9 protein-coding genes are annotated in these 11,991 nt (G+C 67.1%); 8 read left to right on the plus strand and 1 reads right to left on the minus strand.

All coding sequences use genetic code 11. The annotated features are described in order from the left end of the window. The first annotated feature begins 39 nt into the window (after positions 1 to 39). Genes AC3ANW_RS00870 through AC3ANW_RS00890 form a run of 5 tightly spaced genes read left to right on the plus strand, consistent with a single transcriptional unit; the run spans position 40 to position 7,025 of the window. Positions 40 to 1,899 carry an ABC transporter ATP-binding protein gene (locus AC3ANW_RS00870; RefSeq protein ID WP_488343326.1) on the plus strand — a complete coding sequence of 620 codons (1,860 nt, stop codon included), beginning with the start codon at positions 40 to 42 and terminating at the stop codon, positions 1,897 to 1,899. Between the two features lie 44 nt (positions 1,900 to 1,943). Then, positions 1,944 to 3,473 (plus strand): ABC transporter substrate-binding protein, encoded by a 1,530-nt coding sequence (locus AC3ANW_RS00875; protein WP_488343327.1) that lies wholly within the window; start codon positions 1,944 to 1,946, stop codon positions 3,471 to 3,473. Positions 3,474 to 3,502: 29 nt separating this feature from the next. After that, on the plus strand, positions 3,503 to 4,426 hold the full coding sequence (locus AC3ANW_RS00880; protein ID WP_488343328.1) for an ABC transporter permease: 924 nt from the start codon (positions 3,503 to 3,505) through the stop codon (positions 4,424 to 4,426). A gap of 17 nt (positions 4,427 to 4,443) precedes the next feature. Beyond that, complete coding sequence (locus tag AC3ANW_RS00885; protein WP_488343329.1) at positions 4,444 to 5,316, plus strand: ABC transporter permease; 873 nt, start codon at positions 4,444 to 4,446, stop codon at positions 5,314 to 5,316. Then, complete coding sequence (locus tag AC3ANW_RS00890; RefSeq protein ID WP_488343330.1) at positions 5,313 to 7,025, plus strand: M14 family metallopeptidase; 1,713 nt, start codon at positions 5,313 to 5,315, stop codon at positions 7,023 to 7,025. The genes AC3ANW_RS00885 and AC3ANW_RS00890 overlap by 4 nt, the downstream gene beginning before the upstream one ends. Before the next feature lie 12 nt (positions 7,026 to 7,037). On the opposite strand, the gene AC3ANW_RS00895 is transcribed toward AC3ANW_RS00890, so the two are convergent. Beyond that, positions 7,038 to 9,065: a helicase-related protein gene (locus tag AC3ANW_RS00895; RefSeq protein ID WP_488343331.1), complete on the minus strand. Its 2,028-nt coding sequence runs from the start codon at positions 9,063 to 9,065 to the stop codon at positions 7,038 to 7,040. Positions 9,066 to 9,291: 226 nt separating this feature from the next. Here AC3ANW_RS00895 and AC3ANW_RS00900 point away from each other — a divergent pair, with 226 nt between their 5' ends. Genes AC3ANW_RS00900 through AC3ANW_RS00910 form a run of 3 tightly spaced genes read left to right on the plus strand, consistent with a single transcriptional unit; the run spans position 9,292 to position 11,991 of the window. Beyond that, positions 9,292 to 10,503, plus strand: coding sequence for an aminotransferase-like domain-containing protein (locus tag AC3ANW_RS00900; RefSeq protein ID WP_488343332.1), 1,212 nt, complete (start codon positions 9,292 to 9,294; stop codon positions 10,501 to 10,503). An 11-nt stretch (positions 10,504 to 10,514) separates the two neighbouring features. Beyond that, entirely contained in the window at positions 10,515 to 11,135 is a 621-nt protein-coding gene (locus AC3ANW_RS00905; protein ID WP_488343333.1) for a glutathione S-transferase family protein, read from the plus strand. A gap of 4 nt (positions 11,136 to 11,139) precedes the next feature. Continuing rightward, on the plus strand, positions 11,140 to 11,991 hold the full coding sequence (locus AC3ANW_RS00910; RefSeq protein ID WP_488343334.1) for a PhzF family phenazine biosynthesis protein: 852 nt from the start codon (positions 11,140 to 11,142) through the stop codon (positions 11,989 to 11,991).

Raw genomic sequence — 11,991 nt, forward strand, 5'->3', positions numbered from 1 at the left:
ACGACTCCGCGTGCGGCTGGTTTTTGGGATCCCACTTTCGTGCCTAACGTGCCTTCCGCCGCGCCCCCGCTGCTCTCCGTCCAGGGGCTTTCCGTCGAGTTCGACACACCGAACGGCGTGTTCCGTGCGGTCGACGACCTGAGTTTCGACGTGGCGCCGGGCCGCACGCTGGCCATCGTCGGCGAGTCGGGTTCGGGCAAGTCGGTCACCTCGATGGCGATCATGCGGCTGACCGATTTCTCGCGCGGCCGCATCGCCCGGGGCCGCATGCTGTTCCAGCCACGTGCCGGCGCCGAAGTCGACCTGGCCAAAGCCGGCACCGACATGCTGTCGCAGATCCGCGGCAACCAGATCGCGATGATTTTCCAGGAGCCGATGACGTCGCTCAACCCGGTGTTCACCGTAGGCAACCAGATCGTCGAGGCCCTGGTGCTGCACCAGCGTCTGTCGCCGCGCGAGGCCCGCGCCCAGGCGCTGGCGCTGCTGCAGAAGGTGCGGCTGGCCGATGCCGAACGCCTGCTGGACGCCTATCCGCACCAGCTTTCGGGCGGCATGCGGCAGCGGGTGATGATCGCCATGGCGCTGTCGTGCCGGCCGGCGCTGCTGATCGCCGACGAACCCACCACCGCGCTCGACGTGACCATCCAGGCGCAGATCCTCAACACCATCCGCGAGCTGCAGCGCGACTTCGGCACGGCGGTCATCTTCATCACCCACGACATGGGGGTGGTCGCCGAAATGGCCGACGACGTGGTGGTGATGTGGCGGGGCCGCAAGGTCGAGCAGGGCGCGGTGGAGCAGATCTTCAACGCGCCGCAGCATCCGTATACCCAGACCCTGCTGGCAGCCGTGCCCCGCCTGGGCAGCCTGCGCGGGCAGCCCCTGCCGCTGCGCCAGCCGCTGGAAGTGCTGGAAGACGGCGTGCGCCGCGTCGTCGGCACGACGCAGGTGCAGGACACCGCGCGATACGACAAACCGCTGCTGCAGGTCGAGAAACTGACCACCCGTTTCGATGTCAAACGCGACTTCCTGGGGCGGGTCACCCACCGGGTGCATGCGGTCGAAAGCGTCAGCCTCGACATCTGGCCGGGCGAGACGCTGGCGCTGGTCGGTGAATCCGGCAGCGGAAAGTCGACCATCGGCAAGACGCTGCAGCAACTGGTCGATCCGACCTCGGGCTCCATCCGTTTCGACGGCCGCGAACTGGCCAGCCTGGACGCCGCCGGCAGACACCGGCTGCGGCAGGACATCCAGTACATCTTCCAGGATCCTTACGCCTCGCTGGATCCGCGCAAGACGGTGGGTTTCAGCATCGCCGAACCCATCCGCACTCATGGGCTGCTGAACGCCGACGAGGCCATCGACGAACGGGTGGCCGAACTGCTGGTGAGCGTCGGCCTGAAACCCGAGCACGCAAAACGGTTTCCCCACGAGTTCTCGGGTGGCCAGCGCCAGCGGGTGTGCATCGCCCGTGCGCTGTCGTGCAACCCGCGGCTGATCATCGCGGACGAATCCGTGTCGGCCCTCGACGTGTCGATCCAGGCGCAGATCATCGACCTGCTGATGCAGTTGCAGGCCGAGCGCGGGCTGGCTTTCCTGTTCATCACCCACGACATGGCGGTGGTCGAGAAGATCAGCCACCGGGTGGCGGTGATGTACCTCGGCCAGATCGTGGAGATGGGCACCCGGCAGGCGATCTTCGAGACGCCGACCCATCCGTACACCCAGAAGCTGCTGGCGGCGGTGCCAGTGGCCGAGCCCGGCCGGCACAAGAACCTGGCGCTGATCGAGGGCGAGATCCCCAGCCCGATGCGGCGTGTCGGCGACGAGCCGGCCATCCTGCAACTGGTCGATGTCGGCGTCGGCCACCAGGCCGCGGTGACTGCCGCGACGGCCTGAAATCCTTTCGAATTTTTCCCTGTTTCATCCACCAAGGACACCCCATGCGGACCTTCAAGAAAACCCTTCTGGCCGCCAGCCTGGCCATTGCCTCGCTGTGCAGCCCCCTGGCCATGACCAGCGCCCACGCCGCGGGCACGCTCACCGTCGCCCTGCACCAGGACCCGGGCAACTGGGACCCCATCGCCACCTTCCTGGTCGCCTGGGGCGCCGTGGGCGGCCAGGTCTTCGACGGCCTGATCATGCGCACCCCCGAGATGAAACTGGTGCCCGGCCTGGCCACCAAATGGGAGTTCATGGACAAGAACACCAAGATCCGTTTCACCCTCCGGCCCGGCGTCAAGTTCCACAACGGCGAACCCTTCGACGCCGAAGCCGTCAAGTTCACCTTCGACCGCCTGCTGGGCGAAGAAGGCAAGAAGGGCCCGCAGCAGAGCAACTATGCGGCCATCGACAAGGTGGTGGTGGTCAACCCGATGACGGTCGACATGCTGCTGAAGTCCCCCGACCCGGTGCTGCTGACCAAACTCGCCGGCTACGGCGCGATGATCGTGCCACCCAAATACATCAAGGAAAAAGGCAGCGAGTATTTCGGCATGAACCCCGTCGGCACCGGCCCCTTCAGGTTCACCGAATACAAACCCAAGGTGTCGCTGAGCTTCGCCCGCAACACCGACTACTGGGGCGGTGCGCCGAAGGTCGACAACGTCGTCTACCGTTTCATCGCCGAGCCGGCCACCCAGGCCGCCGAACTGCAGGCCGGCCGTGTCGACGTTGCCAACCAGGTGCCGCTGGCCATGCTCGAAACCCTGAAGAAGGACCCCAAGCTGGCGGTCGTCAGCATGGGCGGGCCGGTCGCCCTGGCCCTGCGCTACAACACCCAGCGCGGCATCATGAAGGACCGCGAGGTGCGGCGCGCGCTGATCATGGCGGTCGATCGCGACGCCATCATCAAGACCATCCTGCTGGGCCAGGCCAAACCCATCGCCAGCTTCCAGGGCGAGCTGTCGTTCGGCTACGACCCGTCGCTGAAACCGCTGCCTTTCAACCCGGTCCAGGCCAAGGCGATGCTGGCCAAGGCGGGCGTGAAACCCGGCACGCAGGTCCAGCTCGACTTCCGCGGTCCGGACAGCAACTTCCGCGAGGTTTCGCAGGCCGTGGCCGCCTACCTGCAGGGCGTGGGCATCAATGTTTCGCTCAAGCCTTACGAGACCAACGTGCTGCTGAACGACATCATCCCCAACGGCAAGACCGGCGAGATGTGGCAGAACCAGTGGGGCGGCTGGACCTTCGACTACGACAACACCGCGTACTCGATGTACTACACCAAACAGCGCTGGAACCCGTTCGACGACGACACCAAGCTGAACGCGTTGCTGCACACCCAGCGCAACAGCTGGGACCAGCCGGAACGCGAGAAGACGCTGCGTGAAATCGGCCGCTACGTGGCCGACCAGGCGCTGGAAATGCCGCTGTACAGCCTGAACACCGTGTACGGCGTCAACAAGCGCGCCAAGAATCTGGCGCTGCCGGCGGACGGCCGTTTCCGTTTCGTCGAAGCCACCGTCGAATAAGCGCCGAGCGCTGAAAGTAGCACCGCACCATGATCGGTTTTTTTGTCAAACGTTTGCTGCAGGCCGTGTTCGTGGTGCTGGTGGTGACCTTGTTCGTCTCCTACGCGGTGCGCCTTTCGGGCGACCCGGCGATCATGCTGGCGCAGGGCGCCGGCAGTGTCACCGAGGAGGACCTGCGCAACATCCGCATCGGACTGGGGCTGGACCGGCCCTTTCCGGTGCAGTACTTCGAGTTCGTCAAGGGCATGCTGGTCGGCGACTTCGGCCGCAGCTTTCTGGGCGGCACGCCGGTGTCGCGCCTGCTGGCCGATGCGCTGCCGGCCACGCTGTCGCTGGCGGCGTGTTCGCTGCTGCTGTCGCTGCTGATCTCCATCCCGCTGGGCATCCAGGCGGCGGTGCACCAGGGCGGCCCTATCGACCAGGTGATACGCATCGGCTCGCTGGTGGGCTTGTCTTTCCCCAACTTCTGGCTGGCCATCATGCTGGTGCTGCTGCTGTCCATCACCTTCCCGATCTTGCCGCCCTCGGGCTGGGACGGGCCGGTGAGCCTGATCATGCCGACGCTGACCATGGCCATCATCTTCTCGGCCACCAACATCCGGCTGGTGCGCACCTCGATGCTGGAAACGCTGTCCGCGCAATACATCATGGTGGCGCGCGCCAAGGGCCTGAAAAACCGCGTGGTGCTCTACAAACACGCGCTGCGCAACTGCGCCATTCCGCTCATCACCTACATCGGGCTGCAGTTCGGCAAGATGATCGGCGGCCTGGTGGTGGTCGAGAAAGTCTTCAACTGGCCCGGCATGGGCACGCTGGCCTTCGACGCCATTTCGGCACGTGACTACCCGGTGCTGCAGGCCTCGGTGACGGTGCTGGCGCTGCTGGTGGTCACCGCCAACCTGCTGGTGGACGTGGCTTACGGGCTGGTCGATCCCCGCATCCGCAACCGCTGAGATCGGCGTACTTCCTCATGTCCAACGTCGCCACTCCTGTCGTTTCCGCCACGCCGCGCTCGCTGCGCTGGCGCCATCTGCGCTCGCTCGAATTCGTCGTCGGCGTGCTGCTCACCCTCACCATGATCCTGCTGGCGCTGCTGTCGCCGCTGATCTTTCCCGACCAGGGCACCCGCATGGACCTGGCCGCCCGCCTGGTGCCGCCGCTGACCCAGTGGGCCCATCCGATGGGCACCGATCCGCTGGGCCGCGACGTGCTGGAACGGGTGCTGCTGGGCGGCCGCATCTCCTTGTTCGTGGGTTTCGTGTCGGTCGCCGGATCGGTCATCGTCGGTGTGGCCGTTGGCCTGATCGCCGGTTTCTATCGCGGTTTCTGGGACATGTTCCTGATGCGCTGCGTCGATGTGCAACTGGCCCTGCCCTTCATCCTGATCGCGCTGACCTTCATCTCGATCCTGGGCGGCGGCATCGGCAACATCATCCTGTTCATGGTGCTGTCGCAGTGGGTGCAATACGCCCGTCTGGTGCGCGGCCTGGTGCTGTCGCTGCGCGAGCGTGAATTCGTGCAGGCGGCGCGGGCCTTCGGCGTGCGCGACTTCTCCATGATCCGCCACCACATCGTGCCCAACGTGCTGGGGCCGGTGGTCATCCTCATGACCTTGAACGTTGCGGAAAATATCCTGCTGGAAAGCAGCCTGACCTTCCTCGGCCTGGGCGTGGATCCGCAAACTCCCAGCTGGGGTGGCATGCTGGCCGACGGCCGCACCTACCTGCAGACCGCCTGGTGGGTGAGCGTGATTCCCGGCCTGGCCATCATGCTGACCGTGCTCGGCCTGAACCTGCTGGGCGACTGGCTGCGCGACCGGCTCGATCCCCTGGGGCGACCATGAACATCCTGCTTGAACTGACTCTCCCGCGCACCCTCGACACCTGGGTGGCCGAACTGCTGGCGCATCGCCCGCACGGCACGGTCGAAGGCTGGTTGTTCGAAGGGCCGGCGGCCCGCCGCGCAGCCGAACGACGGCTGGCCGAAGCGGGCGTCAAGGCGCGTTTCTTCAGTGCCTACAAACCGCTGGTGTTCCATTTCCTGGAACAGGTCGACATGCCGGGCCTGAAGCGGGCGACGGTGCGTTATCCGCTGCATCCCAAGGCCTCGCCGCGGCGTTTTGCGCTGGAAGCCTACCCGCTCGCTGACATGCTCGCGGGCGTCGAGTTCTCGCTGCTGCCGCAGCCGCTGCCTACCGAAAAAGCCATCTACGAAGTCGAGCTCGAATGGCTCGACGGCCGGCACCGCAGCGACCATGTGTTCGCGCCCAACCACCTGCACCTGGACCCCATCGGCGAGACCTTGCTGTCACCCACCGCCTGGCTGCAGGACCTGCCGCGGGATTCCGACTACCAGGAGGTCTTCCGGCGCATCGTCGACTGCGTGCAGCAGCACGAATGGCCGACTGCCGAGCCGTATTTCGAGCGCCTCGACCTGCAGGTCGAGATGCCCGGCATCCAGCACCATCCGGACGCTGAAACCGGCTGGATCGACAGCCACGAGGCACTGCACGAAGACCTGTATTTCTCGCTGCTGGAAGTCTTTCAGCGGCGCAGCGGCCGCCCCACGGGCGACCGCCGGCTGCAGCCCGGGCAGATCGTGCCGGACGTTCGCGGCAGCGACGGCACGGTGCACCTGCGGGTGTCGACGCGGCCCTATGCGGCGGTGCCGGCGTTGCTGCCTTCCACCGGCGCCGAGCCGCTGGCCCAGGCCCTTGCGCCGTTGTCCGCCGAACGCATCGCACAGGCCTTCGAACGCATCGACGGACAACGTTTCCAGGCCGCCAGCCGGCAGGGCCGTACGGTGCTGGGCGTGTACCGCCGGGGTTCGGATCCGGCGGTCATCATCAGCGGCGGCCAGCATGCCAACGAGACGTCGGGTGTGGTGGGTGTGTTGCGGGCGACCGAGGCGCTGGCCGCCCGGCCCGGCAGCCATTTCGCGCTGATCCCCCTCGAGAACCCCGACGGCCATGCGCTGCACCACGAGTTGTGCGAACACGCGCCGCGACACATGCACCACGCGGCCCGCTACACCGCGCTGGGCGACGACCTGGAGTTCCGCGAAGCGGCGCCTTTCTACGAACGCGAGGCGCGGCACCAGGCGCTGGCGCTGACGGGTGCCACGCTGCACATCAACCTGCACGGTTATCCGGCGCATGAATGGACCCGGCCGATGTCCGGCTACATCCCGCGCGGCTTCGACCTCTGGACCGTGCCGAAGGGCTTCTTCCTGATCGTGCGGCACCACGCCGGCTGGGGCGAGAAAGCCCGAAAGCTGCTGGACCAGGTGTGTTTTGCGCTGAGCGAAATGCCCGAACTGATGGCGTTCAACGAAAGGCAGCGGGCGGTCTATCGCAAGCACGCCGGTGAACTCGGCTTCGAGATCATCCACGGCACCGCCTGCACCGTCAGCGAGGTCGACCGGCCGGGCGCGCCCATGACACTCATCACCGAATATCCGGATGAAACCGTCTACGGCGAGCCCTTCCGGCTGGCCCATGACACACAGACCGCCACCGTGCTGGCGGCGGTCGAGGCGCTCAGGACGCTTTGAGCGCCAGCGGTCTCAACGTGTCGCGGTCAGGCCGCGTTTGCCTCGGTGGCCCTGCTGGCCGGCCGAGCGGGCCTTGCTGATATTCTGCTGCTTGAGCATCTGGTTGACCAGCAGCGAAGCCTCGATGGCCATCTCGACCGCGGCCGGGCCTTCCGGGAAGGATTCGGGCATGCGGTAGGCCAGCCAGGCGTAGGCCGAATAGATCTTGCAGGCGTCTTCGGCGTCCTGCAGCGAACTGCGGCCCTGGCGCAATCCAACGGCTTGGATACGCGAAGGTTTTTTCGTTTCGACGCCTTTCGCCCAACCCCAGAGCTGATCCTGGAACTTCGGCAGCCGGGTCGACAGAGGCACCAGCGAAAAGTGGAAACGCTCGTCGAGCGACATCTTCATGCCGTCCAGCCACTTGGCCCGGTCCAACTGCTCCGTCAGCGAGGTCGGCACGAAGAACACGTCGTTCACGTCGATGTTGCGGCGGAACAGGGTGAGCAGTTCGAACAACCGCTGTTCGCCGGTCACCAGGGCGATCTGCTTCAGGTGTTCCTGCGACGGCGCGACATAGAAACCGGTGCGCGGAATGGGTTCCAGCGGCGCCGACAACTGCTTGCGGATACCTTTGTGCACCGGCCCGCCCAGGCCCAGCACGGTGCCGGTCTCGGCCATGCCGAAACGGCCGGCGCGGCCGCCGATCTGCTGCACCAGCCAGGCCGGGATGGGTCCTTCCTCCACGCCGTCGTACTTGCTGTCGGTGGTGAAGATCACGCGCGAGATCGGCAGGTTCAGGCCCATGCCGATGGCGTCGGTGGCCACCAGTACCTGCGCCTGGCCGCAGCGGAAGGCCTCGGCCTGCGCCTGGCGCACTTCGGGCGACAGGTTGCCGTAGATGGTGGCTACCGAAAAACCGGCCTGCGACACCTGCTCGGCCAGTTGCAGCACCTCGCGGCGCGAGAAGGCGATGACCGCGTCGCCGGCTTTCAGCTGGCGCAGCGATTCGAGCGGCTTCTCGCCCATCGCCAGCTTGGACTTGCGTTGCAGTTCGCGCACTTCGCATTCGCAGCCCAGGCGTTTGGCCAGCGATTCGATGGCGGCGCGGGCCGACGCCGAGCCCACCAGGTAGATGGTGCTGGCCGGCACGCCGCAGACAGCGGCGGTCCAGGCGGCGCCGCGGTCGGTGTCGCCCAGCATCTGGATCTCGTCGATGACGGCGACCTCGACCTGCGTCTGGGTATCCAGCATCTCGACGGTGCTCGCCACGTGGGTGGCGCCCGGCTGCATGCGGCGTTCTTCGCCGGTGATCAGGTTCACCGGCACCTGCACGCTGCGCATGCGTTCGTAATTCTCGAGCGCCAGCAGCCGCAGCGGTGCCAGGTAGACGCCCGACTTGGCGCTCTGCAGCGCCAGCATGGCTTCGTGGGTCTTGCCGGAATTGGTCGGGCCGAGCAGCGCGATGATCTTGCGGCGCATGCCGGCGGCGGTGCGGAAGGTGTCCGGAAACTGCGCCAGGTTGATCGACTGGCGGGTTCGGTCGGCGGCCAGCTCGGCCTTCTTTTCGACCGCGCGGGCGTCGATGCGGTCCATCGCCAGCTGGAAGGCGATGTCGGCGCGTTCGCGGGGCCGCGTAAGTGCGTCCCAGCAGTAGGCGCCGGTATCCACGCCGATGTCGGCGGCGCGGCGCAGCGCATTCATGACGAAGGTGGTGACCTCGCGTTCGAAGTCCTGCGCAGTACGCTCGTCCAGGCGGCTGGCCAGCAGCGCCACCTGTTTGTACGGTGCCAGTTTGACCCAGCGGCTCAGCTGCGACAGGACTCCGCCGACCGGTATGAGCGCGTATTCGACGGTGTGGCCGGCCACGCTGACGCTGCCCTTCACGCTGAAGGCGACGGCGGTGTCGGTCTTGACCAGGGTGGCCTGGGTCCTGGCCAGCAGTGCGTTGAGTTCGCGGACCTGGGCGGCGAGCGCTTCGGCGCTGGGTTCGTGCGCGTCGGCAGGGGCGTGCGGCACGGCGGAAGATGCCGCGTGGGCGGTGTTGGATTCTTTGTTCACGGAGGGTGTTCGGCCCTGAGACGGGCAGGGTGGGCGGGGCGTCGAGGCGGCCCGCAGAGCCCTATAGGGTAACCCCCTCCTGTGCCAATCGCGCAATCGACACAGTTCTGGCGTTTGTCGGGCGATCTGTACTGGTACTGTGATGGTCGCTCACTTTAAAGTAGAGCCCCTGTCACGGCCAGCCAAGAAAACGCTGGCCGCACCCCGTATTCCTGAGGATTTCCCGATGACCTGGACCCTGGCGGCACGTACCCGCAAGATGACGTCTTCCGCGATCCGCGACCTGCTCAAACTGACCGAGCGGCCCGGCATCATCAGTTTCGCCGGCGGCCTGCCGTCGCCCGAAGCCTTCCCGGTCGACGCCTTCGCCGCGGCCTGCGACAAGGTGCTCACCTCGTCCGACGCCCGCAGCTCGCTGCAATACGCCACCACCGAAGGCCTGCCCGCGCTGCGCGAAGCCGTTGCGGCTTCGCTGCCCTGGAAGGTCGACCCGGCCAACGTGCTGATCACCACCGGCTCGCAGCAGGGGCTGGACCTGGCCGCCAAGGTGCTGATCGATCCGGGCAGCAACATCCTGGTCGAGTCGCCCACCTACCTCGGCGCGCTTCAGGCCTTCCAGCCGATGGAGCCGAACGTGGTGAGCGTCGACTGCGACGACCACGGCGTGATCGTCGACGACCTGGTGGCCAAGGCGCCGGGTGCCCGTTTCCTCTATGCCTTGCCCAACTTCCAGAACCCCACCGGCCGCACCATGGACGAGGCCCGCCGCGCGGCGGTGTCCGAAGCCGCCCAGCGTGCCGGCGTGCCCATCCTCGAAGACAACCCGTACGGCGAACTCTGGTTCGACGCGCCTCCGCCGCTGCCGATGTCGGCCCGCACACCCGAAAACTGCCTGTACATGGGTTCGTTCTCCAAGGTGCTGGCGCCCGGCCTGCGCCTGGGTTTCCTGGTCGCTCCGACCGACATCCACTACCGCCTGACGATGGCCAAGCAGGCCGCCGACCTGCACAGCCCGAGCTTCAACCAGCGGGTGGTCGCCGAAGTGCTGAAAGACGGCTTCCTGGACCGCCACGTGCCCACCATCCGCGCGCTTTACAAGGGCAAACGCGATGCCATGCTGGCCGCGCTGTCGCGGGAGATGCAGGGCCTGGGCGCGCAGTGGAACAGCCCGGCGGGCGGCATGTTCCTGTGGGCCCGGCTGCCGGCCGGCCTGTCGGCCACCGCGCTGTTGCCGCGTGCGGTCGAAAAGGGCGTGGCCTTCGTGCCGGGCGAACCTTTCTACGCCGGCCATTCCGACAGCCGCACCCTGCGCCTGTCCTTCGTGACGGCCACCACCGAGCAGATCGACCGCGGCGTCGCCGCGCTGGCTGCCGCGGTGCGCGAGGCGCTCGACGCCCTGCCGCGCGCCGAGCGCGAAGCCGCGCTGGCCGAAGCCTGAGGACCGACGCCATGCTGCATCTCTGGGGACGCATGTCCTCCATCAACGTGCGCAAGGTGGTATGGGCGGTGCAGGAGCTCGAGCAGCCGATGCAACGTACCGACGCCGGTGGCCAGTTCGGCCTGGTGCGCGAGTCCGACTTCCTGGAACGCAACCCGAACGGCCTGGTTCCGCTGCTGGAAGACGGCGAGGTGCGGCTCTGGGAATCCAACGTCATCGTGCGTTACCTGTGCGCCCGGTACTCGCCGGGCCTGCTCTACCCCGAGCCGTTGCCTGCGCGCTTCGACGCCGAGCGCTGGATGGACTGGCAGCAGACCACACTCAACGCAGCCGGCAGGCATGCCTTCCTGCAGCTTTTCCGCACGCCGGCCGAACAGCGCGACGACTCGGTCATCGCCGAATCGATCCTTGCGATGGAGCCGCTGCTGGCACTGCTCGACAGCCATCTGGCCACCCGTGCCTACCTGACCGGCGACGAATTCACCATGGCCGACATTCCGGTGGCCTGCGAAATCCATCGCTGGTTCGCGCTGCCCTTCGAACGCAGCAGCTGGCCGGACCTCGAACGCTGGTTCCGGCAACTGGCCGACCGGCCGGGCGCGCGCGGCATTCTCGACATCACGCTGAGCTGAGCCGATGGTCGCCACCCGCCAGCGTGCGTTTCGCCAGGTCGATGTCTTCACCGACCAGGCCGGCTGGGGCAATCCGCTGGCGGTGGTGCTCGACGGCACCGGCCTGGACGACGCGGCCCTGCAGCGTTTCGCGCGCTGGACCAACCTGTCCGAAACCACCTTCGTCCTGCCGCCCACCCGGCCCGACTGCGACTACCGGGTGCGCATCTTCACGCCGGGCGGCGAACTGCCTTTCGCCGGGCATCCGACGCTGGGCACCTGCCATAGCTGGCTGACGGCGGGCGGCAAGGCCCGCAACCCGCGCTGCATCTTGCAGGAGTGCGGCGCCGGGCCGGTGCGTATCCGCAATACCGGCGGCCGGCTGGCGTTTGCCGCACCCGAATGCCGTCGCAGTGCCCCCGCGCCCTCGCAGCTGGCGCAGGTGGCCCGAGCGCTGGGCCTGGCACCACAGCAGATCAGCGTGGCCCAGCTGCTGGACAACGGCCCGGTGTGGCTCGGGCTGGTGGTCGACAGCCGCAGCACCGTGCTGGCGCTGGAACCCGACCACGCACGGCTCAAACAGCTGGGCGTGAAGGTCGGAGTGGCCCATGTGCCGGCGGATACCGCGGCCGACATGCTCACCGTGCGTGCTTTCGCAGCCCCCATCGGCGTGACCGAAGACCCGGTCACCGGCAGCCTCAATGCCAGCCTGGCGCAATGGCTGATCGCCGATGGCCTGGTGCCGCCGAGTTATGTCGCAAGCCAGGGCGAATGCCTGGGCCGCGCCGGCCGGGTGTTCATCGAACGCGACGCTGACGGCCAGTTGTGGGTCGGCGGCGACGTGGCCGACTGCATTTCCGGCACCGCGCTGCTTTAG

The sequence above is a fragment of the Xylophilus sp. PBN-3R genome (genome assembly GCF_057747805.1).

Coding starts and splice junctions, on each gene's coding strand:
- AC3ANW_RS00875 (WP_488343327.1), top strand. CDS start 1,944: ATGCGGACCTTCAAGAAAACCCTTCTGGCCGCCAGCCTGGCCATTGCC.
- AC3ANW_RS00880 (WP_488343328.1), top strand. CDS start 3,503: ATGATCGGTTTTTTTGTCAAACGTTTGCTGCAGGCCGTGTTCGTGGTG.
- AC3ANW_RS00900 (WP_488343332.1), top strand. CDS start 9,292: ATGACCTGGACCCTGGCGGCACGTACCCGCAAGATGACGTCTTCCGCG.
- AC3ANW_RS00905 (WP_488343333.1), top strand. CDS start 10,515: ATGCTGCATCTCTGGGGACGCATGTCCTCCATCAACGTGCGCAAGGTG.
- AC3ANW_RS00890 (WP_488343330.1), top strand. CDS start 5,313: ATGAACATCCTGCTTGAACTGACTCTCCCGCGCACCCTCGACACCTGG.
- AC3ANW_RS00885 (WP_488343329.1), top strand. CDS start 4,444: ATGTCCAACGTCGCCACTCCTGTCGTTTCCGCCACGCCGCGCTCGCTG.
- AC3ANW_RS00910 (WP_488343334.1), top strand. CDS start 11,140: ATGGTCGCCACCCGCCAGCGTGCGTTTCGCCAGGTCGATGTCTTCACC.